General features: G+C 64.6%; 29 protein-coding genes. 14 read left to right on the top strand and 15 right to left on the bottom strand.

Annotated features, from left to right (window positions below):
• Positions 1–8 precede the first annotated feature (8 nt).
• The 3 genes from NCR38_RS16660 to NCR38_RS16650 all read left to right on the top strand — a co-directional run bounded on the left by NCR38_RS16660 (position 9) and on the right by NCR38_RS16650 (position 1,411).
• Positions 9–299: a hypothetical protein gene (locus NCR38_RS16660; protein WP_061115918.1), complete on the top strand. Its 291-nt coding sequence runs from the start codon at positions 9–11 to the stop codon at positions 297–299.
• Between the two features lie 243 nt (positions 300–542).
• A complete protein-coding gene (locus NCR38_RS16655; protein ID WP_250477402.1) occupies positions 543–899 on the top strand; it encodes a hypothetical protein in 357 nt (118 codons plus the stop codon).
• Positions 900–1,078: 179 nt separating this feature from the next.
• The gene (locus tag NCR38_RS16650) at positions 1,079–1,411 is read left to right on the top strand and encodes a hypothetical protein (protein ID WP_061115920.1); all 333 of its coding nucleotides are present in this window, start codon (positions 1,079–1,081) and stop codon (positions 1,409–1,411) included.
• Positions 1,412–1,447: 36 nt separating this feature from the next.
• Here NCR38_RS16650 and NCR38_RS16645 read toward each other — a convergent pair whose 3' ends face one another.
• Complete coding sequence (locus tag NCR38_RS16645) at positions 1,448–2,305, bottom strand: formate/nitrite transporter family protein (protein ID WP_061115921.1); 858 nt, start codon at positions 2,303–2,305, stop codon at positions 1,448–1,450.
• Positions 2,306–2,388: 83 nt separating this feature from the next.
• Positions 2,389–3,456, bottom strand: a complete 1,068-nt coding sequence (locus tag NCR38_RS16640; RefSeq protein WP_250477401.1) for a HoxN/HupN/NixA family nickel/cobalt transporter — start codon at positions 3,454–3,456, stop codon at positions 2,389–2,391.
• A 177-nt stretch (positions 3,457–3,633) separates the two neighbouring features.
• On the opposite strand from NCR38_RS16640, the gene NCR38_RS16635 reads away from it, so the two are divergent.
• From NCR38_RS16635 to NCR38_RS16600, 8 genes are all read left to right on the top strand, one after another.
• Positions 3,634–4,641, top strand: a complete 1,008-nt coding sequence (locus NCR38_RS16635; RefSeq protein ID WP_061115922.1) for a fatty acid desaturase — start codon at positions 3,634–3,636, stop codon at positions 4,639–4,641.
• Between the two features lie 47 nt (positions 4,642–4,688).
• A complete protein-coding gene (locus NCR38_RS16630; RefSeq protein ID WP_061115923.1) occupies positions 4,689–5,501 on the top strand; it encodes a phosphate/phosphite/phosphonate ABC transporter substrate-binding protein in 813 nt (270 codons plus the stop codon).
• A 122-nt stretch (positions 5,502–5,623) separates the two neighbouring features.
• Entirely contained in the window at positions 5,624–6,619 is a 996-nt protein-coding gene (locus NCR38_RS16625) for an LLM class flavin-dependent oxidoreductase (RefSeq protein WP_061116103.1), read from the top strand.
• A gap of 240 nt (positions 6,620–6,859) precedes the next feature.
• Positions 6,860–7,105 (top strand): hypothetical protein, encoded by a 246-nt coding sequence (locus tag NCR38_RS16620; RefSeq protein ID WP_008353523.1) that lies wholly within the window; start codon positions 6,860–6,862, stop codon positions 7,103–7,105.
• Positions 7,106–7,470: 365 nt separating this feature from the next.
• Positions 7,471–7,800 (top strand): H-NS family nucleoid-associated regulatory protein, encoded by a 330-nt coding sequence (locus tag NCR38_RS16615; RefSeq protein ID WP_061115924.1) that lies wholly within the window; start codon positions 7,471–7,473, stop codon positions 7,798–7,800.
• A gap of 107 nt (positions 7,801–7,907) precedes the next feature.
• On the top strand, positions 7,908–8,081 hold the full coding sequence (locus NCR38_RS16610; protein WP_250477400.1) for a hypothetical protein: 174 nt from the start codon (positions 7,908–7,910) through the stop codon (positions 8,079–8,081).
• A gap of 238 nt (positions 8,082–8,319) precedes the next feature.
• Positions 8,320–8,724: a helix-turn-helix domain-containing protein gene (locus NCR38_RS16605; RefSeq protein ID WP_061116104.1), complete on the top strand. Its 405-nt coding sequence runs from the start codon at positions 8,320–8,322 to the stop codon at positions 8,722–8,724.
• 54 nt (positions 8,725–8,778) lie between these two features.
• On the top strand, positions 8,779–9,384 hold the full coding sequence (locus tag NCR38_RS16600; protein ID WP_061115925.1) for a copper-binding protein: 606 nt from the start codon (positions 8,779–8,781) through the stop codon (positions 9,382–9,384).
• 241 nt (positions 9,385–9,625) lie between these two features.
• Here the strand turns inward: NCR38_RS16600 and rhaS are convergent, their stop codons facing one another.
• From rhaS to rhaM, 6 genes are all read right to left on the bottom strand, one after another.
• A complete protein-coding gene (rhaS, locus tag NCR38_RS16595; protein ID WP_061115926.1) occupies positions 9,626–10,639 on the bottom strand; it encodes a rhamnose ABC transporter substrate-binding protein in 1,014 nt (337 codons plus the stop codon).
• Between the two features lie 73 nt (positions 10,640–10,712).
• Positions 10,713–11,717 carry an ABC transporter permease gene (locus NCR38_RS16590; RefSeq protein WP_061115927.1) on the bottom strand — a complete coding sequence of 335 codons (1,005 nt, stop codon included), beginning with the start codon at positions 11,715–11,717 and terminating at the stop codon, positions 10,713–10,715.
• A complete protein-coding gene (locus NCR38_RS16585; protein WP_061116105.1) occupies positions 11,710–12,750 on the bottom strand; it encodes an ABC transporter permease in 1,041 nt (346 codons plus the stop codon). The genes NCR38_RS16590 and NCR38_RS16585 overlap by 8 nt, the downstream gene beginning before the upstream one ends.
• The gene (locus NCR38_RS16580; protein ID WP_061116106.1) at positions 12,750–14,258 is read right to left on the bottom strand and encodes a sugar ABC transporter ATP-binding protein; all 1,509 of its coding nucleotides are present in this window, start codon (positions 14,256–14,258) and stop codon (positions 12,750–12,752) included. Before NCR38_RS16580 ends, NCR38_RS16585 begins: the two co-directional genes overlap by 1 nt.
• Positions 14,259–14,275: 17 nt before the next feature.
• Positions 14,276–15,160 carry an amidohydrolase gene (locus tag NCR38_RS16575; RefSeq protein WP_061115928.1) on the bottom strand — a complete coding sequence of 295 codons (885 nt, stop codon included), beginning with the start codon at positions 15,158–15,160 and terminating at the stop codon, positions 14,276–14,278.
• Positions 15,161–15,191: 31 nt separating this feature from the next.
• On the bottom strand, positions 15,192–15,506 hold the full coding sequence (gene rhaM, locus NCR38_RS16570; RefSeq protein ID WP_061115929.1) for an L-rhamnose mutarotase: 315 nt from the start codon (positions 15,504–15,506) through the stop codon (positions 15,192–15,194).
• Between the two features lie 163 nt (positions 15,507–15,669).
• Between rhaM and NCR38_RS16565 the strand changes: the two genes are divergently transcribed.
• Positions 15,670–16,626: a LysR family transcriptional regulator gene (locus tag NCR38_RS16565; RefSeq protein ID WP_284502306.1), complete on the top strand. Its 957-nt coding sequence runs from the start codon at positions 15,670–15,672 to the stop codon at positions 16,624–16,626.
• Here NCR38_RS16565 and NCR38_RS16560 read toward each other — a convergent pair.
• The 5 genes from NCR38_RS16560 to NCR38_RS16540 all read right to left on the bottom strand — a co-directional run bounded on the left by NCR38_RS16560 (position 16,620) and on the right by NCR38_RS16540 (position 21,041).
• Complete coding sequence (locus NCR38_RS16560) at positions 16,620–17,402, bottom strand: SDR family NAD(P)-dependent oxidoreductase (RefSeq protein ID WP_061115930.1); 783 nt, start codon at positions 17,400–17,402, stop codon at positions 16,620–16,622. The two genes, NCR38_RS16565 and NCR38_RS16560, sit on opposite strands and share 7 nt — an antisense overlap.
• A gap of 21 nt (positions 17,403–17,423) precedes the next feature.
• Positions 17,424–18,602 carry an L-rhamnonate dehydratase gene (rhmD, locus tag NCR38_RS16555; RefSeq protein WP_250477398.1) on the bottom strand — a complete coding sequence of 393 codons (1,179 nt, stop codon included), beginning with the start codon at positions 18,600–18,602 and terminating at the stop codon, positions 17,424–17,426.
• A gap of 30 nt (positions 18,603–18,632) precedes the next feature.
• The gene (locus NCR38_RS16550) at positions 18,633–19,955 is read right to left on the bottom strand and encodes an MFS transporter (protein ID WP_250477397.1); all 1,323 of its coding nucleotides are present in this window, start codon (positions 19,953–19,955) and stop codon (positions 18,633–18,635) included.
• Between the two features lie 22 nt (positions 19,956–19,977).
• A complete protein-coding gene (locus NCR38_RS16545) occupies positions 19,978–20,739 on the bottom strand; it encodes an SDR family NAD(P)-dependent oxidoreductase (protein WP_061115933.1) in 762 nt (253 codons plus the stop codon).
• A gap of 116 nt (positions 20,740–20,855) precedes the next feature.
• Complete coding sequence (locus NCR38_RS16540; protein ID WP_250477396.1) at positions 20,856–21,041, bottom strand: hypothetical protein; 186 nt, start codon at positions 21,039–21,041, stop codon at positions 20,856–20,858.
• Positions 21,042–21,127: 86 nt separating this feature from the next.
• Between NCR38_RS16540 and NCR38_RS16535 the strand changes: the two genes are divergently transcribed.
• A complete protein-coding gene (locus tag NCR38_RS16535; RefSeq protein ID WP_311394671.1) occupies positions 21,128–21,511 on the top strand; it encodes a hypothetical protein in 384 nt (127 codons plus the stop codon).
• 172 nt (positions 21,512–21,683) lie between these two features.
• Positions 21,684–22,538 (top strand): helix-turn-helix domain-containing protein, encoded by an 855-nt coding sequence (locus NCR38_RS16530; RefSeq protein WP_061115936.1) that lies wholly within the window; start codon positions 21,684–21,686, stop codon positions 22,536–22,538.
• A gap of 9 nt (positions 22,539–22,547) precedes the next feature.
• Here the strand turns inward: NCR38_RS16530 and NCR38_RS16525 are convergent, their stop codons facing one another.
• On the bottom strand, positions 22,548–24,386 hold the full coding sequence (locus NCR38_RS16525; protein ID WP_061115937.1) for an ATP-binding protein: 1,839 nt from the start codon (positions 24,384–24,386) through the stop codon (positions 22,548–22,550).
• Positions 24,387–24,389: 3 nt separating this feature from the next.
• Entirely contained in the window at positions 24,390–26,027 is a 1,638-nt protein-coding gene (locus tag NCR38_RS16520; protein WP_061115938.1) for an ATP-binding domain-containing protein, read from the bottom strand.
• Positions 26,028–26,076 lie beyond the last annotated feature (49 nt).

Genomic DNA, 26,076 nt, shown 5'->3' with positions numbered 1-26,076 from the left:
GGCACATCATGCGCTCGACCAAAGCCATCGGGGCCGTGGAACGGCTCAAGACACGCAGCGGCAACGCGAACTACGCGGCCATCTCGATGCCGGGCGGGCTCTTCTATCTCGCCGAGCGCTCGGCCGAAGGCTCGAAAAAGCTCTCCGATCCCATGCCGATGGACGAGTTCGTCGCGTTCGTCAATGCGCGCGAGCCAGGCAAGCCGCGCAAGGTGAGCAAGCTCGATCTCGCGATGGAAGAGCAGATCGGCCGCAGCGGAAAGCGCACGGCGAAAGCGCCCGCCGAAGGCGCCGAATAAGGGTCGTTGTCTCGTCGTCCCGATCGATCCGCGCCGCCCTGGCGCGGCGCAACATCGAAATCCCCGCTTCCTCACATGAATGTGCGATGACAGACGGAGCCTGCAGGCTTGCGTTGCGTACATTTTTGCTAACGATCGAACTCGCTGAGACGGGTAACGATCGGTCTACCGAAGAAAAGAGCAAGGGCCGCCCGCAACGCTACAAAAAAATGCGCGGGTGAACGGGGTGCCTGGACGGTGCGCGTGTCCGATGTCGGGACCACGCGCCGTATGGCCGAGAGGAAGACCAGAAAAATGAAGAAGAAAAGCGAGACCAAGGGCAGCCTTTTGCCCTCGGCGATGGCGGACGTCGAGCTTCAACACATCGAGCGCGCGCTCGCGCAACTCCGCACCATGCACAAACAATCTTCCGGCACGCTCAACGTCGAGTACTGGCGCGAGCGTCTTACCGCGGTGATGAAGGGTTACGCGCTCGTGCCCGCGCAGAAACAGCGCATCGAGGCGCTGCGCATCGCGCTCGACACGGTAGACAACGGCCCCCGCGACGGCTCCGGCAGCCGCAGGAAGTCGACCAACAGGCTTTGGGCGAAAGCGGCCTGACAACCGCTTTCGCCGCTCGCGCCGCGGCGCGATTCCGTCGTTCACGCCCGCGTTTCGTGACGAGCCGGGCGTGCAGCGGTGCTCGAACTTTCGACTCCGATGCATTGCGGACGCGTCCGGCCGCCGCCGGGCACCGTTCATGCTCGATAGCAAGTCCTTCGATCATGCCGGGAGTTGTCATGTCCACAGTTCGTCACGACCACGCGCGCGCCTCGCGCCGGCCCGGTCCGCTGCTCGCGAATGCCGTCCTCGCCAGTCTCATGGCAGCGTTCAGCACGTACGGGGTCGCGCAGATCACGAACGGCGGCGGCGCCGGCAATCAGGACAATCGTCAGTCCGATTCGACATCGAGCGCCGCTCCGTCGGGCACCGCCATGCATGAATCGCAGAAACCGCAGTCGAAGGATGCCGCCAAGGGCCGCGCCGCGACCGCGGGCAAGGATCGCAAGTCCGAGGGCAGCGGCGGCTTCAATAACGGCCTGTACGGCACGGGCGCGGGCAGCAACAAGTAAGGGCGATCGTCTTCGATCGCGGCGTGCTCGCGGCACTCAGATTTCCGGCGCGATCGCCGCATGATTGATGATCGCGACGAGCGACACGCCGCCGATCACGTTGCCGATGAACGTCGGCACGAGAAACACGAAAAAGTAGTCGGGGATGCTGGCCGCGCCGATCATCACCGCGTACGCCGCTTCGACCGATCCCGCGATGACGTGCGTGAGCTTGCTCACCGCGACCGTGTACGTCACGAGCAGGATGGTCAGGAGACGCCCCGAGCGCGCGCTCGGCAGGAGCCAAACCATGAGCGCGATCAGCCAGCCGGAGAACACGCCGCGCACGACGGTCACGCCGAACTCGGCGGAAAGCGGCGTCATCGCGACCTTGGCGAGCGCATCGATCACTTCTGGCGCGAATACGCCGCGAATCTGCAGGATGGCGGCGAAGATCGCCGTGCCGACGAGGTTGAAGAAGAGCACGATCGCCCAGAGACGCAGCGTCTTGAACAAGGTCACGAGATCGCGCCGCGTGAGCACGGGCAGCACCGCCGTGAGCGTGCTTTCGGTAAAGAGCTGCTGACGTCCGAGGATGACGAAGACGAAGCCGATCGTATAGCCGAAGCTCGAGATGAGGCCGCGCCATGCCGTGTCCGGCAGCGCGCCTTCGAGGATCGACTGGACGAGAAAGGAGAAGCCCATCGAGAGGCCGGCGGCGAGCGCCGACCACATCAGCGCGGCGAACGTGCGCTCCATCGCGACTTCGCCTTCCTCGCGCACGATCTCATGGATGACGAGCGGATGCGGCGCCGAGTGTTCGGCGGCCTGTTCCTGTTCGGCGCTATCGAGGTGCGGCGAGTCCGCTCCAGCGGAATTCCCCTTGGCGGAGTCGCCGGCTTGCGGCTCGTTCATGTTCGTTCTCCCTGAACGCCGCTCGATACGGAGAGTGGATGAGCGGCTGAGGCATTGACGAAGCACGAACGATGCCCATGACGCTAGCGGGCGATGGTGCGGTCGATCGAGTCATAGCCGCGCCACTTGTAAATGAGCGCGGAAACCAGCCAGCACGCGGCGAAGATCGCAACGATTCCATAGCCGAGCATCCCGAAGTGCTCGGACAGCGACGCGCCCATGTCCCACAGTCCGCCCTTCAGTTGCAGCCGGTCCGCGATCAGCCCGAGCGCCTCGATGCCGCCGACGAGCAACGCGATCAGCACCGACACGAGCGTGACGGTGAGGTTGTAGTAGAGCTTGCGGATCGGTTTCGTGAACGCCCAGCCGTAGGCGCCCGTCATCAGGAGGCTGTCCGCGGTATCGATGAGCGACATGCCGGCCGTGAAGAGCACCGGAAACACGAGAATCGACCAGACCGGCATGCCGCGCGCGGCTTCGGCGGCCGCGATGCCCATTAGACCAATTTCGGTGGCCGTGTCGAAGCCGAGCCCGAACAGAAAGCCGAGCGGATACATGTGCCAGCTCTTGCCGATCAGCCTGAAGAGCGGCCGCGCGATGCGCGCGAGCGGTCCGCCGCCGACCGCGAGCATGTCGATGTCTTCGTCGCGGCAGGACTCGCCGCGCCGCACGCGTCTGAATGCGCGCCACACGCCGCGCAGCACGAAGAGGTTCATCGCAGCGATGGCGAACAGGAATAGCGACGACACCGACGTGCCGATGATCCCGCCGATCTCGCGAAACTCGGTGAAGCGGCCCTGCACGGCCATCGCGGTCGCGGCGATCAGCGCGGTGGCCGCGACGACGATCGTCGAATGTCCGAGCGAAAAAAAGAATCCGGCGAAGAGCGGCCGCTTGCCTTCCTGCATCAGCTTGCGGGTGACGTTGTCGATCGCGGCGATATGGTCGGCGTCGACCGCATGACGCAGCCCGAGCGAATACGCGAGCAGCGATGTGCCGAGCAACAGCGGATAGTGGCGGAACGCGGCGAGCGCCCAGAGCCACGCGAACACGTTGAAGGCGATCAGGCCGGCGATGAGACGCGCGGATTTGCGCGGCGATTTTCGATGCCTCGGATGCGACGCGGAAGCGGGCTCGAACGATTCGGTCATAGGCGCGCGCATGCGGTATTGAAGTAATCAAGGATACCGTGGGCGAATGCGTGGCCAAAAATCGGCCGCATCGACGAATGCTTATTGCGCCGATCGCGCAATCCTTAGCCGAATTCCTTGGTTGGGACGGGCAAGCGGCGCCGCTAGCATGGCCCTTCGTCTTTATCGAAGTCCGCCATGCCCCGCTATCTCGACGACGCCCAGCGCCAGGAACTCCAGAACCAACGCGAAAGCTGGCGCTGGCGCAGCGAATGGCCGACGTGGGCGGTGATCGTCGCGATCTACGGCGGCTGGTTCGGCGTCGCGCTCAACGCCCGCACGATCGGCCTCGTGCCGTCCATCGCGCTGCTCGCGGCGCTGTCGTGCTGGTATATGTCGCTGCAGCACGAGCTGATGCACGGGCATCCAACGCGCTGGCCGCTTCTCAACATGCTCTTCGGCATCGCCCCGCTCGCGGTGTGGTTTCCCTACGAGGTCTACCGGGAATCGCATCTGCGTCATCACGACGACGCGCATCTGACCGAACCCGGCCGCGACCCCGAAAGCTTTTACGTGACGCCGGCGCAATGGGCGAGCGCCGGCCCCGTCTTGCGCGCCGCCCTCGCCGCGCGCAACACCTTCGCGGGCCGCATGCTGATCGGACCGTGGTTCTCGATCGCGGCATCGTGGCGCGAGGCGGCGCAGGCCGTCGTCGAGCGGCGCTGGCGGATCGTCGCGAGCTGGGCGGCGCATCTCGCGTCGCTCGTGCTGCTCGCGAGCTGGCTCGAAACGCGATGCGGCATTCCGTGGCGCGCATTCGTGTTCGGCGTCGGCTATGCGTCGCTCGCGCTCGCTTCGGTGCGCTCGTTTCAGGAGCATCGTGCGGCGGAGAAGGAAAGCGAACGTACGGTCGTGAACGAAGCCGCGTGGCCGTGGCGTCTGCTCTTTCTCAACAACAACTATCACGCCGTCCATCACGACCTGCCCGGCGTGCCGTGGTTCGCGCTCGGCCAGGTGTATGCCCGCCGGCGCGACGGCTATCGCGCGAGCAACGGCGGGTTCGTCGTGCGGGGATACGGCGAATGGGCGATTCGCCATGCGTTCGCGCAGGCGGCCGAACCGGTGCATCCGTTCGCCGTTGCCGAGTCGCCGAGCGGCCGACGCCCGAGCGCGCGCAGCGGCGATACGGCCAGCCTCGCGAGCTGACGCGCCGCGCTGTACGATCCGTCATCGTCATTCGTTACCCGTTCCCGATGCACTGGCTCGCCGCCCTGCCGATGTACAACGTGACGCCCGCGCTCGCCGCGGACTGGCGCACGCTGCTCGCGCATGTGCGTGAGCATCTCGCGGACTGGCTGAGCGCGCGCGGCGATACGCTCGACATTGTCGATCCCGATAGGGATCTCACCGCCTTCTGGCTGCGCGGCGATGTGCTGTTCTCGCAGACCTGCGGCTATCCGCTCGTGCATGCGTTAGCCGATCGCGTGCGGCTCATCGGCGCGCCCGATTTCGATGTGCCCGGCTGCGAAAGCGGCACCTATCGCAGCGTGCTCGTCGCCGGCGGGCATGTCGGCGCGCAGACGATCGAACGTTGCCGCGGCCTGCGCGCCGCCTATAACGACGATGATTCCAACAGCGGCATGAATCTCTTCCGCCACGCAGTCGCCCCTTTCGCGCACGACGGACGGTTCTTCGCCTCGGTGACGAAGACCGGCGCGCATCTCGCCTCGCTGCGTGCGCTCGCCGAGGGGCGCGCGGATGTCGCCGCGATCGACTGCGTCACGTTCGCGTTCGCGCAGGCGCACCTGCCGGAACTGACGGACGGCGTGCGCGCGCTCGGCATGACGGCGAGCGCGGCCGCGCTGCCTTTCATCGCGTCGATGCGCGTGCCGCAGGACGCAATCGACACAATTTTGCAGGCACTCGCCGGCGCGCTCGATCACGATCCCGCGCTCGCCGCCCGGCTGAGGCTCAGAGGCGTCGTACGGCGCACACAGGCCGACTACGCGCCGATTCTCGACTACGAACGCGACGCCATCGGCCGCGGCTATCCGCGACTCGCCTGACCGAGCCGCGCCCGCCCGATCCGGCAGGATTCTCCCAGTTTCGGCACAATCAATTCTTTCAGCGCGTGGCATGCGCCGCGGTGCGGTCGCATCGCGATCCGCCGCGCTTTCGGAACGCCGCAATGATCCCCTTCTCGCTACTCGACCTTTCTCCGGTTCCGCTCGGCTCGACGCCGGCCGACGCCTTCGCCCATTCGCTGGATCTCGCCCGGCACGCCGAGCGCTGGGGCTATCTGCGCTACTGGCTCGCGGAGCACCACAACATGACGGGCATCGCCAGCGCGGCGACTGCTGTCGTGATCGGCCATATCGCGGCGGGCACGACGACGATTCGCGTCGGCTCGGGCGGCATCATGCTGCCGAATCACGCGCCGCTCGTGATTGCCGAGCAGTTCGGCACGCTCGCGTCGCTGTTTCCGGGGCGCATCGACCTCGGGCTCGGGCGCGCGCCCGGCACCGACCAGACCACCGCGCGTGCGCTGCGCCGCGATCTGCACGGCAGCGCCGAGTCGTTCCCGGATGATGTCGTCGAGTTGCAACGCTATTTCGCCGATCCGGTCGAAGGCCAGCGCGTGCGCGCCGTGCCCGGCGCCGGGCTGCATGTGCCGATCTGGCTGCTCGGCTCATCCCTCTTTTCGGCGCAGCTCGCGGCCGCGCTGGGGCTGCCGTTTGCGTTCGCGTCACATTTCGCACCGGATTATCTGCTGACCGCGCTGGAGGTTTATCGCAAGCAGTTCCGCCCGTCCGCGTCCCTGCAAAAGCCCTATGTGATGGTCGGCGTCAACGTCTTCGCCGCCGATACCGCCGAGGAAGCGCGCTTCCACTTCACGTCGCTGCAACAGCAATTCATCAATCTGCGTCGCGGCACGCCCGGCCAGTTGCCGCCACCGGTCGAATCGATCGCATGGAGCGACGCCGAGCGCGCGGGCGTCGAACACTCGCTGGCGTGCTCGGTAGTGGGCGCTCCGGCCGATGTGGAAGCCGGCCTGCGCTCGGTGATCGACCAGACGCAGGCGGACGAGCTGATCATCACCGCGCAGATTTTCGATCAACAGGCACGCCTGCGTTCCTTCGAGCTCGCGAGCCAGGCGCGGGACGCGATCGGCCAGGGCGCGTGAGCCCAAACGACGCCGCACAAAAAAAAGGGCCACAAGTTTCCCGCGCGCCTCACGCTGGACGCGCGCACTTTTGACAGGCAATAATGAGATACCGGAGGGTGGCGCTGGCCGCGCCGCCTTTCGCGTCCGCCTCATTCGCCAATCTGAATCCCAATGCAGCGCGCCCGAATTTCGTGCACGCCGGTGGATGGCGCGGTGAAACAACAACAATGACGTCGCAAGACGGGAGGAAGAATGTCAATGCCGAGAAGCGCCGCCACCGGCGCCATGACGCTCCTGACGGAATACGACGATGCCAGCGGACAGGAAGTGCGTTCGCTGCGCCTCGAACCCGCCGCGGACGGCAAAGCCGTACTGCTGATTGAAATCGACGAGCGCAAACCCGGCATTCACCGCGAAGTGCGTTATGAAATAACACCCGCGGAACTGATTGCCGCCATTCGCGCGCATGGTGCCGAATTACCGGGGGAACAACACAGTCGTTAAAACGTTTTAATAGTTGCCACAAGCAGCATACAATAGGGTTAAGCGAGGTTCGAACGCCATGCTTCATGGCGGTGCGGGCCTCGCCATCGGTTCGTGGCTCCCCGACGTGACTTTCCGCGCGCATATGTTTCGCGCGTCCGTCACGGCGATGCGCGGGGCGGGCCAACGTTCGCATTCGGGCAATGCCCGTATTAAAGGCCAGGTCACCGGGCGAATTAATAGACGTGCGGTAAATACACTAATTGACGCGAGCCAGGCACTGCGTCACGCTTCATAAAACACTTATATTCGAGTCATCGAGCCGCCCCGGTCCGCGCGGGGTTTCGGCTCGTCTTCTGAAAATCAAAAGCTGAATCAGGAAAGCCGTGGACGAAAGAAAGCGAGACAGCATCATTGCGTATTTGCGCAGCCGAATGGCTGAGTTCGGCATTACCGAGACCGCGTTGGCTGAAGCACTGGCCGAAGCGCCGGTGGTAACACCACCGCCCTCCTTCACCAAGACCAACGGGGCTCATGGCGCGTCCAAGGCAAAACGGCCGATGCCGCAATTGCCTTTGTTTCCGCACTCCGGGGATGGCGCCGCACCGATATTCCGAAACGCAAATGGCGATACGTGGGACGGCCTCGGCGATATGCCCGAGTGGCTCAAGCGCGCGGTTCACGCCGGCCAGGACATCGAGTTCTATCGCGTTTGACACGTCGTCGATCACCTGGATACGTCCGTTCCACGGCGCACGGCGCATGACGCACGTGCGGCGTATGAATGGCATGTCGTTCGTCTGAATGCCACCGAACACACGCGTTGAAACGGACGCGCGCGGCATTGCACGCCGCGTCGCGCCTTGCGTCGCCGATCGCGCATCCGCTGCTCATCGGCAGCGTTCATAGGCAATTCGCCGAAATTTATCAAGCCGAAAAAATTTTCGCCGATGGTTGCCCGTCGAGCCTGAAAACGTTTATTGGTACTTCTCTGTAAGTCGGCCCGGCTATGCGAGCCGCACATCGGCCGACGTCAAGCACGCCCGATCAAGTCCCGCCGTCTCCATTCGACAAGGGGGCAAGCATGAACGCATACGGACGCCGCAACGTTGCATCCATCGCTCGCGCGCATCGACGGGCACAAGGACGAGCATCAGGGCCGGCTCCGCTTCTCGCGGCCGTGCCTGACGTCACGAACGATCGCACGTAATCCGAACGATCGAGCGGCGCACGCCATGCTCTCCCGTCCCGACACACTGCCGAGCGTCGTGCGACGCATGACGGCGGGACGCATGCTGCTCGATGGCGCGTCGGTCGAGGCGGTGGCCGAGCAACTGCATCTTTCCGTGCAGACAGTGCGGCGCTACAAGGCCATCGTCACCGAGGGCGGTCTCGACGCGCTCGCGAAGATGGGCGTCGGCGGGCGCGCGTCGGTGCTCGATCGCGAGGCGCTCGACTGGATCGCCGCCGCGCTGCAAGGGTCGGCCAGAGAGCATGGCTTCGGGAGCGATACCTGGACCAATGCCCGTCTGCGCGAAGTGATCGAGCGGCGCTATGGCGTGCGCTACTCGCGCGTCTATATCTGGCAGATCGCCACCAATCTCGGGCTGGGGCACTTGTTGTCGAAGTCGCGCCGATGAGGGCGTCGTTTGTGACAGTGAATGAAGCGCTATCTGAAAACAAGGAGGCAACCCATGATTCGTTCGTCAACTCAATGGCCGCATCGCTCCGTCACGCTTCTCGCGACCTGTGCGGCTCTCGCCTTCACGGCGATCGGCAATGCATCGGCTCAGGATGCGGCGTCGGCGCCGACCGCGCGCGGTGCGGCAGCAATCGCGCAAGTGCAGGCACGCGTGGTCGGCATCGATCCCGTGACTAACAGCGTGTCGCTGCAGGGTCCGGCCGGCCGTGTCGTGGAAGTGGCGGTGAATCCCGAGATCGGCAATGTCAAGAAGCTTCAGTTGGGCGATATCGTCAACATCGAATATCGCAGCGCACTGCTCGTGCGCGCGACGAAGATGAAGTCCGACGGGATACGTCAGCGCATCGACACTGAAGCGGCGATCCCGGCGTCGGGCGGCGTGATGGCGCAGGCGCGCATCGTCGAGGTGATCGGGACGATCGAGCGGGTCGATGCGAAGAACCGGCGCGTGACCTTGCGCGGGCCGAGCCGGACGGTGACGCTCGAAGTCGCGCCGGACGTGTCGCTTGCGGGGCTGAAGGCAGGCGATACGGTCCACGCGCAGTTCGAATCGGCGACGGCGGTGCAGGTGCTGAGAGCCGGGCAGGCGATCAAATGACTGTGTGCGGTTGTCCCCGGTTTTCGAAGCGGGGCAAATTCGAGGCGCGGGGTTGATGCACCACATCGCAAATCTATCCACAGTTTTTGTGGAGAGCCCTGTGGATAGCCCTGGGAGCATCGACCCAACTCGCTGATCGAAAAGGCATTTGCGGCACGCATCGACAACACGGCACCCGCTGAAAAACGAAACGCCCCGAAGGGCGTTTCGTTTCTCTCAGGTCCGCAGCGACCCCGCGTCCTCAAAAATTGAAGTTATCGATATTCGCCGCATCGAACGTAGTCGGCGGCCCGAGGATCACTTCGCCGCTCTTGCCCACCGTCCGCTTGCCGAGCTTGCCGGCATCGAACGAATCGCCTTCCTTGCCGGTGATCGTCCCCGATGCGAGATTCGCCGCCGCGAATGCCGCGAGATAACCCAACTGGCCCGGATCCCACAACTGGAACGCCTTGACCGTGCCGTTCTTCACGAACGCGCGCATCTGATTGGGCGTGCCGAGCCCCGTCACGACGACCTTGCCCTTTGCCGGCGAACTCGAGATATAGCGCGCCGCCGCCGCGATCCCCACCGATGTCGGCGCGACGATGCCCTTCAGATTCGGATACGCCTGCAACAAGCCCTGCGTTTCGACGAACGACTTCTGATCGTCGTCGTTACCATAGGCGATCTTCACGAGCTTCATCTTCGAATATTCGGGCTTCTTGAGCTCCTCCTGCATCCATTTGATCCAGGTGTTCTGATTCGTGGCGTTCGGCGTCGCCGAGAGAATCGCGAACTCGCCCTCGCCGCCGATCAGCTTCGACAGCAACTGAATCTGCCCGCGCCCGATCGCTTCCGAATCGGCCTGATTCACGAAGACCTGCCGGCCATCGGGCGCAGTATCGGAATCGAACGTCACGACCTTGATGCCCTGCGACATCGCTTTCTTCAGATACGGCACGACCGCGTTCGCATCGTTTGCCGCGATCACGATCGCATTTTGCCGCTGCGTGATGAGCGTGTTGATATAGCTCACCTGCGATGAAGCGCCCGCATCCGACGGCCCGACCACCTTGCCCTCGCCCTTCATCTCCTTGATCGCGGCCATGCCGCCGTCGTCGGCGATCACTTCGTACGGATTGTTGATCTGCTTCGGCAAAAAGGCGATCTTCAAACCGCTCTTGATATCGGCGGCGCTCGCCGTCAGCGCGACGGTCGCGGCCAGCAAGGCCGCCGCCAGCGCCGGGCCGCGCGGGAATCGAATGGGCTTTTTCATGTCGTAAAGTCTCCTGTCATTGCGCATGACTGCGCTGGTTTGCAACGGATACCCGCAACGGACATCACACTGATCAAAGCGCCTGCGCCATCAGACGCTTTTCGCGCGCGGCCCGCCAGCGCGCGACGAGATTCGGTATCAACACCGACGAGAGCAACAGCGCGCCCGTCACGATCGTCAGCGTTTCGCTCGATACATCCGCGAGCGTCAGCGCATTGCGCAACACGCCGATGATCACGAGCGACAGCAGCACGCCGATCATCGAGCCGCGTCCGCCGAAAATGCTCACGCCGCCGAACAGCACCGCCGCGATCACGGAAAGCTCGAAGCCCTCGCCGTTGTCGCCGCGGGCGCTCGTGAAGCGCAACGTATAGACGATGCCCGCGAGCGCCGCCATCGCGCCCGACATCATGAAGAGCCTGAGCTTCGTCTTCGCGACATCGATACCCGAGAACTGCGCGGCCGTCGGATTCGCGCCGATCGCAAATAGGCTCCGGCCGAAAGGTGTCGCCTGCAGCACTACCGTGAAGACGACTGCGCCCGCGATAACCAGGACAAACGGCATCGGCAGAAAGGTATTGCCGACCGTGTCGATACCGAACGCCGTGTACGACGCGGGAAAATCCGCGATGGCCTGATCGCCGAGCAGCACGTATGCGAGACCGCGAAACAATGCGAGCGTGCCGATCGTCACAGCGAGCGACGGCAGACCGAAGCGCACGATCACGAGGCCGTTGAACAAGCCCGCGAGCGTGCCGAACATCAGCACGAGGACGATGACGAGCGGCATCGGCAAACCCATGTGCCATAGCACGCCCATGAGCGCGCTGGATGCGCCCAGCACCGACGCCACCGACAGATCGATTTCCGCCGCAACGATGATGAGCGTCATCGGCAGCGCGATCAGCGCGATCTCGGTGAAGTCCGCGAGCATGTTCGAGATATTCGCCCCGGACAAAAAGAGCGGCGACAGCACACGCCCCGCGACGAGCGAAACGACGAGCACGATCGCGAGCATCGCTTCCCATTGCAGGTGGCGGCGGCGCGTCGTGGACAGCGCGGAATCGGGTTTAGCCATGATCGCGTTTCCTCATCATGCGGCGCGCGACCGAGCGCGCGAGCAATGTATCGAGCGCGATCGCCGCAACGATCAGCGCGCCTTGAATCGCCTGCTGCCAGAACGGCGACACGCGCAACACCACCAGTGCGATATTGATGACGCCGAGCACGAGCGCGCCGAGCGTGGCGCCCGCGATCGTCCCGACGCCGCCCGTGATCGCGACGCTGCCCACCACGGCCGCCGCGACCACCTGCAGCTCGATGCCCTTCGCCGTGCTGGCATCGACGGTGCCGAAGCGCGCGAGCCACAGCACGCCAGCGAGACCGGCAATGGCGCCGGAGAGCAGGAAGCCGATCATCACGCGCCGGTCCACGCGTATGCCCGCGAGCCGCGCGGCTTCGGGGTTCGAGCCGATCGCATAGTGCTCGCGCCCGCCGCGATATTGCTTCAGATACACCGACAACGCGATCAGCACGACCAGCGCGATCAGCACGAGATTCGGCACGCCGAAGAGCGCGCCTGTCGCGATGGACGCGAACGCATCGGGCAGGCTCGTCGCGTTGATCTGGCCGCCGTGGACCCACGCGTAATCCGCGCCGCGCACGATATAGAGCGTGGAAAGCGTCGCGACGAGCGATGGCACGCGTCCGAACGTGACGAGCGCGCCGTTGACCGCGCCGATCGCAAGCCCGATGCCGATGCCCGCGAGCATCGCGACGATCACCGGCATGTGCGGGAACACCACGAAGAGGCTGCCGACCGCATAGGCCGACACGCCGACCACCGACGCAACGGACAGATCGATATGCCGCATCAGCATCACGATCGTCATGCCTGCCGTAAGCAAGCCGATGATCGACACGTTGAGCAGCACGTCGCGCAGATTCTGCAGATTGAGGAAGTCGGGCTTGACCGCGGCCGTCGCGCCGATCAATACGAGCAGCACGATGAAGAGCGTCAATTCGCGGCTCTTTGCGATCGAGACCGCGAGGCTTTCGCGCTTCGTGTCGGACGGCGGCATCGCGGGTAGCGTCGGAGAGTGTCGTGTCATCATGCTGCGCGTCCCAGAGAGTCCGGCGTGGCGCCAAGCGCTGCGCTCATCACGCGTTCTTCGTTCGCATCGGCGCGAGCAATATCCGCGCTGATGCGGCCTTCGTGCATCACGAGCACGCGATCGGCCATGCCGAGCACTTCAGGCAGTTCGCTCGATATCATCAGCACGGCCATGCCCTCCTTCACGAGTTCCGCGAGCGTGCGATACACCTCCGCCTTCGCGCCCACGTCGATGCCGCGCGTCGGCTCGTCGATGATCAGCACCTTCGGGATCGTCGCGAGCCATTTGCCGAGCACGACTTTCTGCTGATTGCCGCCCGACAGCGTGCCGACGGGCGCTTCGAGATCGCTCGCCTTGAGACGAAGCCGCTTGCCCCAGTCCGCCGCGAGCGTCGATTCGCTCTTCGCCGTGATGAGTCCGTGACGCATCAGACGTCCGAGCACGGTAAGCGATGCGTTGCGCGCGATGCTCAGTTCCAGCGCGAGCCCTTGTGCGCGACGATCCTCCGGGACGAGCGCGAGTCCCGCGCGCACGGCCGTCGCCGGATGTCCCAGCGCGAGCTTTTTGCCCGCGATCTTCACTTCGCCGCCATCGACCGGATCGATGCCGAAGATCGCACGCGCGACTTCGCTGCGTCCCGCGCCGACGAGTCCCGCCAGCGCGACGATCTCGCCCGCGCGCACGTCGAAGGACACGTTCTTGAACACGCCTTCCCGCGTGAGATTGCGCACCGAGAGACGCACGTCGCCGGGCGCGACATCGGCTTTCGGATAGAACGTGTCGAGATCGCGGCCGACCATCCTGCTCACGATCGCATCGATGCTCATGTCCTGCGTGAGCGCGTCATGCACCTTCATGCCGTCGCGCATGATCGTCATGCGTTGCGTCAGCGCGAACACTTCATCGAGACGATGCGTGATGAAAAGAATCGCCACGTCGCGCTCGCGCAATGCGCGCACGATCGCGAAAAGCCGTTCCACTTCGGGCAGCGAGAGCGCGGCGGTCGGCTCGTCCATGATGAGCACGTTCGCGTCGAGCGACAAAGCCTTCGCGATCTCGACGACCTGCTGGTCCGCGATCGACAACCCGCGCACGAGGCGTTGCGCGCGCAGATTCACGCCGAGCGACGACAGCAGCGCATCGACTTCGCGATGCATCTCGTCGTAGCGAATGCGCCCGAAGCGATCGCGCGGCTGCCTGCCCATGTAAATGTTCTCGGCGATCGAGAGGTCCGCGAAAAGCGTCGGCTCCTGATAGATCACGGCGATGCCCGCATCGCGCGCCTCGGCCGGACTGGCGAAGCGGCGCGCGACGCCTTCGACGAGCAACTCGCCCGCATCGGGCTGATAGACGCCCGCGAGCAGCTTCACGAGCGTCGATTTTCCCGCGCCGTTCTCGCCGAGCAACGCGTGCACTTCGCCGGGAAAGAGTTGCAGGCTGCCGTCGCCGAGCGCGCGCACCCGGCCGAACGACTTGCTCGCATGTCTCAGTTCAAGACGTGGCATCGTCATGTGTTCACCTCTCAGATGCGATAAATGCGTTGCGCGTTGCCAACGAAGAGCGCCTGCTTTTCGCTGTCGCTCGCATCGCCGACGATGCGCGCATACGCGTTCCACAACGCCGTATACGTGCCGAACAACCGGTCCACCGGAAAGTTCGAGGCGAACATCGCGCGGTCACTGCCGAACGTGTCGATGGTTTCGTGCACGTAAGGACGCAGGCTCTCGATGGTCCAGTCATGATCGAACATCGCGAAGCCGCTCAGCTTCACCGCGACGTTCGGGCACGCAGCCAGCATGCGCATCCCTTCGCGCCACGCGCGATACCCCGGCGTCGAGTCGCGGTCCACGAACATGCCCGCATGATTGACGATGAATTGCGTGTCCGCATGCTCGCGCGCGAGTTGCGCGGCCTCTTCCATCTGCGATGGATAAAGCTGCAGGTCGAACGACATGCCGAAGCGCCTCAGCAACGCGAAGTGCCTGCGCCACTGCGGCTCGCGCATGTAATGACGCCCGACGTAGTCGTACAGCTTGTTGCGATGCACGTTGAGAATCTGGCGGATGCCGCGCGTATTGGCGAATGCCGCATGTGCTTCGAGCACTTGCTCGGCGTTCTCCGCCGACAAATCCGCGCCTGCGACGATGCCATTCGGCATGCCGTCCTTGTCCGCTACCGATTGCAGCCAGCGCGTTTCCTCGACGGGATCGGCGGGATCGTGATTCGCATCGACGTGCACGAGCTTCAACACCTCGATGTCTTCCGCGTCGCGCAGCAGATCCGCCAGCAGATAGTCGTGCTGCAGATCGCGCGCATCGCCGACGAACGACGTCTGCGGATTCGCGAGCCAGGGGTAATGATGCGTGGACAGATCCCACAGGTGAATATGCGGATCGACGACCTGCATGGTTGCGCTCCTCGCGAAAGCGGCGAAGGTTTCAGGGAAGATGAAAGACGGGCACGAGCGGCACCGTCACGGGAGCGTTGTCCGCGTGCGTCTCCATCAACTCGGCCATGGTGTCCCACCACTTGCGCATGATGGGCAGCGTCGGCAATGCGTTCGTCGTATGCGTATCCGTGCGCTGATGAATGGCGAAGAGATGCCCGGTCGATTCGTCGAGAAAGATCCGGTAATCGCGGATGCCCGCCTCGCGCAGCGCATCGGCCAGTTCCGGCCAGATCTCGCGATGGCGCTTCTCGTATTCCTCGCGCATGCCCGGCTTCAAGGTCATGCGAAATGCCACTGTCTCCATGGCGGCCCGCCTTCTTTTGATTGGTGAATCCCTGTGGTCGAGACTCGTTGTGCTGCGACTATAATTCGCCGACCGATAACACGACAATCCGATTGCAGGATTGGCCGATCGCAAAAACGTATCGCTGCGCCGCATCTTCGCGCGGCTCAAAGCGGGCTGTCGAATGATTCAGAACGTGTCCCAAAGTGTGTCGCCGAATGCGCTGGTCAATCGGCTGAAGTTCAAGCATCTCGCGCTGCTGGTCGCGCTCGACGACGCGCGCAATCTGCATCAGGCCGCCGAGACGATCAACGTCGCGCAGCCGAGCGCCAGCCGCATGCTTGCGGATATCGAGGAAGCATTCGGGTTTCTGCTCTTCGAGCGCAATGCGCGCGGCATGCAGCCGACGCCGCTCGGCACCGCCGCGCTCGCCTATGCGCGCCGCTCGCTGGCGGACCTGACCCGCTTCGCCGACGATCTCGACGCCAAGCGCCGTGGCGGTCACGGTCAGCTCACGGTCGGCGCGATCATGGGCGCCGCGCCCGATGTGCTCGCGATGGCCGTCACCGAACTGAAGTCGGAGCGGCCGCTTCTGAACGTGCGCATCCTCGGTGAGACGAGCGATCAGGTCGTGCAATTGCTGCATCGCCGCGAAGTGGATCTCGCGCTCGGCCGTCTGACGACGCCTTTGCAGCACAACGATTTCGACTTCGAACCGCTCGCGCGCGAGGCGATGCGCCTCGTCGTGCGCGCGGGGCATCCGCTTGCCGGGAAGACCGGACTCGTACTCGCCGCACTCGTCGGCTGGCCGTGGATTTTGCAGCCGATCACGAGTCCCGCGCGCGGCCTCTTCGAAGACGAACTCGCGCGCGCCGGGCTGTCGACGCCGGCCGACATCGTCGAATGCGCGTCCATCTTCGCCACGCTGCAATTGCTGCAAAACAGCGAAGCCGTCGCGATGCTGCCGGAATCCGTCGTGCGGGATTATTTGCGGGCGCAATTGCTGATCGAGTTGCCGATCGAGATCGGCAAGAGCCTGTCTGGGTTCGGGCTGCTGCGACGCAAGTTCGAGACCTTGAGCGAGCCCGCCGAGTACTTCATCGCGCTGTTGCGCAAGTATTCGGCGGTGTCGCCTCACTGAAGATTGACGAACAGACCGCCATCCACGAGGAGGGACGCGCCAGTCACATAGCGCGCGCGGTCTGAGGCGAGGAAGACGACGCATTGCGCGACATCGTCGGGTTCGCCGAGGCGGCCTAACGGAATGCGCTTTTCCATATACGCGCGTTTGTCCCTATCCGAAAGGTCATCGGCGTTCAGGTCCGTCGCGATGGTGCCCGGCATCACCGAGTTGCAGCGGATGCCATACGGCCCGAGCGCGATCGCGCAGGATTGCATCAGCGAGTGAACACCCGCCTTGGTCGGTGTGTAGTGCGTCTGCATGCCGCCGCCGACGAGCGCGCTGATCGAACTCGTCGCAACGATGGCGCCGCCCGTGCCCTGCGTCTTCATCTGGTTCGCCGCGGCCTGGGTCACGTAGAACGCGCCGTTCAGGTTCACCGCGACGGTGGATTCGTAGACAGAAGCGGGCATGTCGAGAAACGCGTGGAACGGACAGATGCCGGCGTTGCTCGACAGCACGTCGACATGGCCGAAGGCATCGACCGTGCGGGCGATCAACTCGATGCCCGTATCCCGCTCGGCGACGTTGCCTTCGACGGCGATCGCGCGCCGCCCCAACGCCTCGATCTCGCGGACGATCGACTCCACCGCCGATGCCTTGCCGTAAGACCTGTCGTTGTCGCCCCAGTAGTTGATCGCGACATCGGCGCCTTCGCGCGCGCTCGCGAGCGCGATCGCCCGGCCGATGCCGCGAGACCCGCCCGTCACCACGACGACCTTGTTTTCCAGCAGCATGAGAGGCCTCTTTCAGTGTGGTCAGTGCGTATAGGGTCTTTCGAGCTTGCATTCCGGATTCAGCCGCACGCCGAAGCCCGGCGTCTCCGGCACCTTCATGCGGCCGTTCACCGGCACGGGTTCGTCGAGCAGCAAGGGTGTGAACATCGGCACGACCTGATCGGCTTTGGGCGCCATCATCAGGAACTCGGCGAACGGCGAGTTATGCCGCGTCACGACGAAGTGATAGCTGTACACCGACGAACCGTGGGGCACGACGAGCACGTTGTGCGCATCCGCAAGCGCCGAAATCTTGATGAGCTCGGTGATGCCGCCGCACCAGCCGACATCCGGCTGAACCAGATCCGCGCAGCCCATCTCGAACAGCATGCGAAAGCCCCAGCGCGTCGCTTCGTGCTCGCCGGTCGTGACCATCATGCCGCGCGGCACCGAACGGCGCAGTTCGGCATAGCCCCAGTAGTCGTCGGGCGGCAGCGCTTCCTCGATCCACTTCAGGCCGTGCTCGCGCGCCGCATTCGCGAGACGCTTCGCGTAGTTGAGGTCGAGGCTCATCCAGCAATCGAACATGAGCCAGAAATCGTCGCCGACTTTCGCGCGCATGTCCGCGAGCTTCGCGATATTTTTCGCGAGCCCTTCCTCGCCTTCCGCCGGGCCGTGCTGCAAGGGCATCTTGCCGCCGATGAAGCCCATCTGCCTGGCGAGATCGGGGCGCGCGCCGGTCGCGTAGAACTGCAGCTCGTCGCGCACCGGACCGCCGAGCAATTGAAACACCGGCTCCTTGCGCACTTTCGCGAGCAGATCCCACAGCGCGAGATCGACGCCCGAGATCGCGTTGAGCACGATGCCCTTGCGGCCGTAGTAGAGCGTCGCGTTGTACATCTGATCCCACATCTTTTCGATGTCGGTTACGCGCTGCCCTTCGAGAAAGCGCGCCAGATGCTTCTCGACGATGAACGCGCCGATTTCGCCGCCCGTCGTCACCGCAAAGCCGACGGTGCCGTCGCTCGCCTCGATCTCGACGACGAGCGAGCCCAGCACGTTCAGCCCGAACGACTGACGGCTCTTGCGGTACTCGGGATAGCGGGCCATCGGCGTGGCGATGTGATCGTCGATCCAGTGATCGGCGCCCTGGTCGTGATAATCGGCACCGCCGCCGCGAACGGTGAAGGCGCGCACTTGGGCGATCGTGGGCATGGACATGATGAGGCTCCGTACGTGTGGTTTCGTGGTTCAGGACGCGTTCGCGGCGTCGGCGATGTGCGCGTGTTCGATGCGCCCCGGCACGCGCACCAGCGCGACGATGATGAGCGCCGCGAGCACGCTCGCGCCCGCGAGCACCAGGAGGCCGGCGCTCGTCGAATGGAACGCGGCTTCGGCGGCGGTGCGGGCCATCGGTGCGAAGAAGCCGCCGAGTCCGCCGAGCGAATTGATGAGTGCGATACCGGCCGCGGCGGCCGCGCCCGTGAGATAGCGCGTCGGAAAGGTCCAGAAGAGCGGCTGTGCGGCGATGAAGCCGCTCGCCGCGCAGCACAGCGCGATGATCGAGACGACGGGCGAGGACGCAACGCCCGACACGCCGATCGCAATGCCCGACATCGCAAGCAGCGCCACCGCGCACGGACGATGCCTTCCGGTGCGATCGGCGTAGCGCGGCACGATCCACGTGACGATCACGGCGGCGATCCACGGCAGCGCCGTCACGAGCCCGACGCGAAAGCCCACCTTGGTGCCCAGCAGCGCCGACACCTGTTGCGGCAAATAGAAGACGACGCCATATACCGCAGCCTGAATCAGGAAATACACACAGCACAGCACGAGCACGCGCGGATCGACGAGCGACGCGAGCACGCTGCGCGGACCGTGCGACGAGGCGATGCGCGCATCTTCGTCGAGGCGGCCGACGAGCAGCGCGCGCTGGTCCTGGGTGAGCCATCGGGCTTGCGCGGGATCGTCGTCGAGATACCAGAACGCGCATACGCCGACGATCGACGCAAGCAGCCCTTCGACGAGAAAGAGCCATTGCCAGCCCTTGAAACCGAACGCACCGTGCAGATCGAGCAGCAGGCCCGACAGCGGCGCGCCGAAGATGAACGCGAGCGGCGCGCCGAAATAAAACACGCCGAGCGCACGCGCCCGCGACGATTGCGCAAACCAGCGCGTCAGGTAATAGACGATGCCCGGAAAGAAGCCCGCCTCCGCCACGCCGAGCAGAAAGCGCAAGGCGTAGAACGTGGTGGCGTCATGCGCGAAGGCCATCGCAGCCGAGACGAGGCCCCACGTCACCATGATGCGGCACATCCACAGCTTCGCGCCGACGCGATGCAACAGCAGATTGCTCGGCACCTCGAACATCGCGTAGCCGACGAAGAACACGCCCGCGCCGAACGCGAACGCGGCATTCGTCAAACCGGTGTCCTGCTGCAGCGCCTTTTGCGCGAAGCCGATGTTCGCGCGGTCCAGAAACGCGAGCACGTACATGAGGAGCAGAAACGGCAAGAGCCTGCGCATCACGCGGGACGTGACGGCGCCTTCCGCTTGGGCGGAGTGATTCATCGCGATTCTCCCGAAGACGCAATCAGTACGTCGCGCGTCCGCCCGACAGGTCGAACACCGCGCCGGTGCTGAACGCGCAGTCCTCGGAGGAGAGCCAAAGAATCAGCGACGCGGCTTCCTGCGGCAACAGGAAGCGGTTCATCGGGATCTTGGAGAGCATGTAGTCGATGTGCTGCTGCGACATCGAATCGAAAATTTCGGTTTTGGCCGCGGCGGGCGTCACGGCGTTCACGAGGATGTTCTTCCCCGCCAGCTCCTTGCCGAGCGATTTCGTAAGGCCGATCAGCCCGGCCTTCGACGCGCTGTAGTGCGACGCATTCGGATTGCCTTCCTTACCGGCGATCGACGCGATATTGACGATGCGCCCGTAGCCCGCTTTCAGCATGTGCGGCACGACGGCGCGACAGGTCAGATACGGGCCGATCAGATTGACGTCGATCACGCGGCGCCACACGTCGGGCGCGAGTTCCCAGGTCGTGCCGTTGCCGCCGGTGATGCCCGCATTGTTCACGAGCACGTCGATCCTGCCGTGCATGGCCAGCGTCTTGTTCGCGGCGGCGTCGACGGACGATTCGTCGGTCAGTTCGACGACGGCGTCGCTGACCTTGCGCTCCTTGTACTTCGCCGAGAGTTCCGCGCTCGTGCGCGCGAGGCGCTCGCCGTCGACGTCCCACAGCGACACATCGGCGCCCGATTCGAGCGCCCGCTCCGCCACCGCGAGGCCAATGCCCCGCGCCCCGCCGGTGATGATCACGACGCGGTCGGCCAGGTCGATACGGTTCATGGTTCGTCTCCTTTCGTTGTTGTCGCTATGGTTGTCATGCCGTCGAGGCACTATAGTCCCGCGCCAATAGCGCAACAATTCGAAAGGGCGATCGTTCGATAACAAAAGCGGATCGCTTACCGCCGCAGCACGCCGGATGTCGTGTCGCGTTGCGAGCGGACGGTCTGCGCCGGGGGCACATGGCCGCGCGAAACAGGAAGCGAGTCTTTGAAATGTCTGTCCGCAAAAAAAGCGAATGCAAAAAGCGCCGCGACGCCAACCGGACAAATCAGAAAAGCAGCAATCAACACAATTAGCTCCATTCAACGATTCTTCGCAGTGTATCGCCGGCAAAGCCGCTAATTGTCGCGAAAATCGGCAATACTCCGTTCAACAATCGCGAACTTTCATGCAGGATTTCGCCGATGGACACCGTTCGCACGCAGCGCGGGCAACACCGGGAACGATCGTTGCTAAAGCCCTCGACCGTCCAATCGTGACGCTCATTCAACTCAAAAAAAGTATGTTCACACCGAAAGCCTGCACTGCAACCTGCGTACTCGACGGAACGCCCGTCACACTCACCTACTTTCCCGACAGCACCCTTCTGCGCATCACCGATGTCAACGGCCACTGCGTGCGCGAAACGCGGTGGCCCGCGCCGTGGCGCACCTTGCTCGCGACGCTGCGTGAATTCAGCGGACGGGACGCCCGAAATCAGCTTTCGACGCTGCTCGACGAGATCCCCGTCGCGCCCAAACCGGCGCACGAACGCGCATCGGCGCTGGCGTAACGGAAGGACCGTTCGCGGCCCGGTGCGAGCGGGCCCGCGGCGAGCCTTCTGCCGACGCATTTTGAGTGCACGGACCCATGCCATTTACAATATCGAATCACTGCGCATGGGCCGTCCGTTCCGCGCCGAACACGCCCCGTAGATTCCCACTCTCACGTATCCGACTGGCTGTATGGTCACTGAAACGTCTTCTTCGGAATCCCTCGCCGTCGCGGAGCGCGTGCGCGAGCTGATGGGCCGTCATGGCATCGGAAAGCGGCAGCAGACTGCCGAGCTGTGCCGCATTCTCGACCTGAGCTTTTCGCAGGGCCATCGCAAGCTGCGCGGCAACAGTCCGTGGACGCTCGCGCAGATTCGCCGCGTCGCCGATGCGTTCGACGAGCCCGCGCTCAAGCTCTTCGATTCGATCAATACGCGCCCCGACGAAACCGAGGGCACCGCGCACGACGCCGTCTTCAAGCTCGGTTCGGTGGAGATTCCTTGCATGGCGTGGGTCGGCAGTGCGCTGGAAGCAGGCAGCCGTCCGGATTTCATCGCGCAAAAGCTCAACAATCGCTGGATCGTCTCGAAGCATGAAGGCGTGCTGCTTCAGGAAGCCTGCGACGTTCACAAAATCGAGATCCAGCCGCGCCGGCCGGACACCGACAAGCCCATCATCGCCGTGGTGGACGACGACCACGCTTCCGCCGACAACCTGCACGACTATCTCGAAGCCACCGGCTTCACGGCGATGGCCTTCTACGGCCTCGACGCCTTCCTCGAAGCACTGCAGACGCAGGTGTTCGATGCCGTGGTAATGGACTGGCTGTTCGGCATGCATACGTCGGCGGACGCGATCCGCGCGGTGCGCGCGTCGGACAACCCGGACGCGCCGGTCTTCGTGCTCACGGGCGAGCTCACAACGGGCAAGGCGAGCGAATCGGAGATCAGCCAGGTCATCCGCGACTACAACGTGACGTGTTTCGAGAAGCCCGCGCGCCTTGGCATTCTCGTCGCGGACCTTTCCAAGCGCCTGATGCGCAGCTAGCGGCGAACCCTACGCGACGCGCCTGCGCACGGTCACCGCGCGGTGCACCGCGCCCTTCAGCACCTCATAGCGCACGGGCTTGAGCAAGTAGTCGAAGAACAGCACCGCCGCGCTCGGGTCCACCAGTTCCGGCGCGTAGGCGCTCACCGCGATGATCGGCACGCTCGCTCCCGGCGCACTGCGCGCGCGGTATTCGTTGGCGAACGAGTAGCCGTCCTTGCCGGGCATATGCAAGTCCGCGAGGATCACGTCGGCGTCGTTCTCGCGCAGCCACGCGAGCGCGCTATCCACATCGGGCAAGGCGACTGCGGAATAACCCAGGTGCGTGAGCATCTCGAGCAGCGAGTCGCGGATCGACTCGTGGTCGTCGATCACGAGCACACGCGATTTGCGCAACTCGGGCGCGTCGGCTTCCGGCTCGCCTCCGGGCAGCCGGTCCGCCGACACCGCCGGCAGGCTCACGCGAAACGCGGCGCCCTGTCCCACTTCGCTCGACACCTCGATCCTCCCGCCGAGCAGGTCGACGAGTCCGCGCACCACCGCGAGACCCATTCCGGCGCCGTCGAAACGCCGCGTGCTCGATGAATCGAGCTGCGTGAACTCCTGAAAAATAAGCGGCAACTGCTCGCGCGATATGCCGGGGCCCGTGTCGATCACCGAAATGTCGAGGCGCTCCTCCGTGCGCGCAAAATGCACGTCGATGGACCCGACTTCGGTGTATTTGATCGCGTTGGTCACGAGATTCGTCACGATCTGCCGCACGCGATGCGGGTCGGATTCGATTGGCCGGCGCTCGCCCGCGTAGTCGCCGCGCAATTCCAGCCCTTTCGCGGTCGCGGCGGGCGTGTTCGCATCGACGATCGAATCGAGCAGTTCCACCGGATCGAAGACCGTCATGCGCAATTCGAGCTTGCCTGCGCCGAGACGCGCGTAGTCGGTCAGATCGCGCATCTGCGCTTCGAGTTGGCGCGCCCCTGTTTCCAGGCGCTGCATGATTCTGCGGTCGGCATCGCCGCGCGCATTGAGCCCGAGCAATTCGACCGAAGATACGATCGCGTGCAGCGGCGTGCGCAACTCGTGGCTGATCATGCCGAGGAACGTGTCCTTGGCGACGCCGGCCTCGCGCGCCGCGCGGGTCGCCTGATGCTCGGCCGCGAGCGCCGCGCGCTGCTGCTCGATGAGACGCGTGCGCCGATACCCGTTCATCAGCAGCAACGCCGTCGCCGCCGCCGACAGCAGACCCAAGAGGATGCCGCCGTAGATGAGATAGCGGCGCTTCGCCTCGAAGTCGCGCACGATCGCCTCGCGCTCGGCCACGTCCATGAGCCGCCGTCCGCTCGCCAGTTCCGCGACGGCCGGCGCGTTCTGACGCAGCACGCCGATCACGCGCAAGGTGTGCTGACGCTCGGCCTGTAGCCCTTCGACGTCCAGTTGGATCGAATCGAGCGCGGTCTGCAATTGCCGCTGGATTTCGCGCTGCCGGTTCAGCAGCGCTTCGTGTCCATCCGACAGTCCCGCCGATTCCGACACCTGTTTGAGCCGCGCGCGCAGCAGCCGATAGCTCGCGCGCACGGCGTTCGCATCCTCGTCGATGCCGTTGCGGTACAGCAATACATGATTCTCGAAGCGCTCATAGGCGAGCTGGAACTGCGCGGCGTCCCAGTACACGTCGTAGGGCACAACGAGCCTGTGCGTCTCGCGCGCGAGCAGGCCCGAATAGAGCATGTAGCCGACCGCGCCGATCGGCGGCGCGACCGCGAGCGCGATCAGCGCCGCATACCAGAGACGGCGGAACCACGGACGCGCGGCGGGCGCGCCCAGGGACGGTTCTGTGCCGGGAACGGCCATGCGCTACTGCAGCGCGTCGATGGCCCGGGCCGCGCGTTCGGATGCGACCACGATCAGCTTCATCGTCGCGCGTGTCGCTCCGACGAAGATCTTGCGCGCGGCCTGCTCGTCGAGCGCCTCGAAATCGACTTCCGTGAGGATCACGCACGGCGCGGATTGCCCCTTGAAGCGATAGATCGATTCCAGCAGCACATCGCCCTCGCGATACTCCGGGTTGCCGAACAGGTCATACGTGCCGGTGAACGCGCGCAGCCGGTGCGGGCCGAGCTGATCGACGGCGGTGAGCGCCGAGCCCTCGCGGCCCCGAAACGACAGCACCGCGATGTCCTGCTTGCGAAAGCCGAGCGAGAGCGCATGCGTGATCGCCCGCTTGGTCGCCTCGATGATTTCCTCGGGATGCCCGTCCTCGTAGGTCGATACGCTCACGTCCGAGCCGTCGAAGGGACTGCCCGCGTCGAGCCGCACATCCGGCCCGACGATCTTGCGGATGAAGCCGAGCAGGTCGCGCGGACTGCGGTAGTTGGTGGTCTCGCGCAGGATGGTCCAGCCCGGCAGCGGCACCGGCTCGCGCAGATAGAGGTTCTGCATCGGATCTTCGAGCCACCACCACGCGCCGTCCGGATTGAGCAGGCGCTCGAGCGCTTCGACCCAGGCCGCCTGAAAGTCCTGGCCTTCATCGACGATCAGGACGTCCGTCTTCCACTGTTCAGGCACCGGCACGGCGGCGAAGCGTTCTTCGAGCGTCGCGAAAACGTTCGGCTGGCTGAAATCGGGCGGGCTGCCGGCGTCACGGGCGACGGCCGCGCTCAACTGATGGTAGTTCGCAATCTTCGCCTCTTTCGGCGCAATGGCGCGGATATGATCGGCGAGCGGCCGGTTGAAGCATACGTAGAGCACGCTCTTGCCTTGCGCGAGCGCGTCGCGCATCACGCGCACGGCGAGCTGCGTCTTGCCCGCGCCGGCGGTCGCGATCACGCGCAGGCGAAATGGTTCGAATTCCAGCCGGCGCGCCCAGGTCGCGAGCCCGCCCGACAGCCGCGTGACGAGCGTGTTTGCCGCGCCGACGAGCGCATTGGTGTCGGGCGTGAGCGAGAGTTCATCGGCGAGAAAATGATGGATGCGCGCCGCCGATTCGAAGCGGGGCTCATCGGGCGGCAGAATGTCCAGCACGACGCGCGCAAGCTGCGACTTGCGGCTCGCATCGACGATGCGCGCGGGCGCGACGCCCGCAATCGCCGCGTTCTTCACGGTGTAGTCGGGGCAATACAGCAATTCCTCGATCCGGTACGTGCCCGCGCCGAACGCCGCGGTGAAGCGCCGGTGCAGGTTCTCCAGCGTGCGCGCGAGCTGAATGGCGACGTTGCGTTCCTTCTGCAGATAGACCTTCACGAGACCCTGCCCGGTTTCGCGCAGAAAGCCCGCCTTCTGTTCGATCATCAATACACGCCCCGACGGCGCAACGACGACGAAATCCGCTTCGCCAAACACGGAGAAGCCTTCGTTGACGCGCGTCCAGTGAACGCCGTGATACACCGTGTAGTCGTCGGGCAATTTTTCGAGCAGCGCGAGCGTTTCGAGCTCGCGCGCCGCCGCGCCGGTCGCTTCGAGATTCTTCCAGTCATCGGGAACGATACGGGCCATGCGTCGCCTTTGGGCTGAGTGGTTGCGTGCGACTCATTGTACGCAACGC

Origin of the sequence: Caballeronia sp. INML1 (assembly GCF_023631085.1) — a bacterium.
Lineage (GTDB): Bacteria > Pseudomonadota > Gammaproteobacteria > Burkholderiales > Burkholderiaceae > Caballeronia > Caballeronia turbans.
This window is presented reverse-complemented; position numbering and strand designations above follow the sequence as displayed.

What these genes read in the sequence shown, in the direction of transcription:
- NCR38_RS16660 (WP_061115918.1), top strand. Translation starts at nt 9, where the DNA reads ATGCGCTCGACCAAAGCCATCGGGGCCGTGGAACGGCTCAAGACACGC.
- NCR38_RS16650 (WP_061115920.1), top strand. Translation starts at nt 1,079, where the DNA reads ATGTCCACAGTTCGTCACGACCACGCGCGCGCCTCGCGCCGGCCCGGT.
- NCR38_RS16645 (WP_061115921.1), bottom strand. Translation starts at nt 2,305, where the DNA reads ATGAACGAGCCGCAAGCCGGCGACTCCGCCAAGGGGAATTCCGCTGGA.
- NCR38_RS16640 (WP_250477401.1), bottom strand. Translation starts at nt 3,456, where the DNA reads ATGACCGAATCGTTCGAGCCCGCTTCCGCGTCGCATCCGAGGCATCGA.
- NCR38_RS16635 (WP_061115922.1), top strand. Translation starts at nt 3,634, where the DNA reads ATGCCCCGCTATCTCGACGACGCCCAGCGCCAGGAACTCCAGAACCAA.
- NCR38_RS16630 (WP_061115923.1), top strand. Translation starts at nt 4,689, where the DNA reads ATGCACTGGCTCGCCGCCCTGCCGATGTACAACGTGACGCCCGCGCTC.
- NCR38_RS16625 (WP_061116103.1), top strand. Translation starts at nt 5,624, where the DNA reads ATGATCCCCTTCTCGCTACTCGACCTTTCTCCGGTTCCGCTCGGCTCG.
- NCR38_RS16620 (WP_008353523.1), top strand. Translation starts at nt 6,860, where the DNA reads ATGCCGAGAAGCGCCGCCACCGGCGCCATGACGCTCCTGACGGAATAC.
- NCR38_RS16605 (WP_061116104.1), top strand. Translation starts at nt 8,320, where the DNA reads ATGCTCTCCCGTCCCGACACACTGCCGAGCGTCGTGCGACGCATGACG.
- NCR38_RS16600 (WP_061115925.1), top strand. Translation starts at nt 8,779, where the DNA reads ATGATTCGTTCGTCAACTCAATGGCCGCATCGCTCCGTCACGCTTCTC.
- rhaS (WP_061115926.1), bottom strand. Translation starts at nt 10,639, where the DNA reads ATGAAAAAGCCCATTCGATTCCCGCGCGGCCCGGCGCTGGCGGCGGCC.
- NCR38_RS16590 (WP_061115927.1), bottom strand. Translation starts at nt 11,717, where the DNA reads ATGGCTAAACCCGATTCCGCGCTGTCCACGACGCGCCGCCGCCACCTG.
- NCR38_RS16585 (WP_061116105.1), bottom strand. Translation starts at nt 12,750, where the DNA reads ATGACACGACACTCTCCGACGCTACCCGCGATGCCGCCGTCCGACACG.
- NCR38_RS16580 (WP_061116106.1), bottom strand. Translation starts at nt 14,258, where the DNA reads ATGCCACGTCTTGAACTGAGACATGCGAGCAAGTCGTTCGGCCGGGTG.
- NCR38_RS16575 (WP_061115928.1), bottom strand. Translation starts at nt 15,160, where the DNA reads ATGCAGGTCGTCGATCCGCATATTCACCTGTGGGATCTGTCCACGCAT.
- rhaM (WP_061115929.1), bottom strand. Translation starts at nt 15,506, where the DNA reads ATGGAGACAGTGGCATTTCGCATGACCTTGAAGCCGGGCATGCGCGAG.
- NCR38_RS16565 (WP_284502306.1), top strand. Translation starts at nt 15,670, where the DNA reads ATGATTCAGAACGTGTCCCAAAGTGTGTCGCCGAATGCGCTGGTCAAT.
- NCR38_RS16560 (WP_061115930.1), bottom strand. Translation starts at nt 17,402, where the DNA reads ATGCTGCTGGAAAACAAGGTCGTCGTGGTGACGGGCGGGTCTCGCGGC.
- rhmD (WP_250477398.1), bottom strand. Translation starts at nt 18,602, where the DNA reads ATGTCCATGCCCACGATCGCCCAAGTGCGCGCCTTCACCGTTCGCGGC.
- NCR38_RS16550 (WP_250477397.1), bottom strand. Translation starts at nt 19,955, where the DNA reads ATGAATCACTCCGCCCAAGCGGAAGGCGCCGTCACGTCCCGCGTGATG.
- NCR38_RS16545 (WP_061115933.1), bottom strand. Translation starts at nt 20,739, where the DNA reads ATGAACCGTATCGACCTGGCCGACCGCGTCGTGATCATCACCGGCGGG.
- NCR38_RS16540 (WP_250477396.1), bottom strand. Translation starts at nt 21,041, where the DNA reads ATGGAGCTAATTGTGTTGATTGCTGCTTTTCTGATTTGTCCGGTTGGC.
- NCR38_RS16535 (WP_311394671.1), top strand. Translation starts at nt 21,128, where the DNA reads ATGCAGGATTTCGCCGATGGACACCGTTCGCACGCAGCGCGGGCAACA.
- NCR38_RS16530 (WP_061115936.1), top strand. Translation starts at nt 21,684, where the DNA reads ATGGTCACTGAAACGTCTTCTTCGGAATCCCTCGCCGTCGCGGAGCGC.
- NCR38_RS16525 (WP_061115937.1), bottom strand. Translation starts at nt 24,386, where the DNA reads ATGGCCGTTCCCGGCACAGAACCGTCCCTGGGCGCGCCCGCCGCGCGT.
- NCR38_RS16520 (WP_061115938.1), bottom strand. Translation starts at nt 26,027, where the DNA reads ATGGCCCGTATCGTTCCCGATGACTGGAAGAATCTCGAAGCGACCGGC.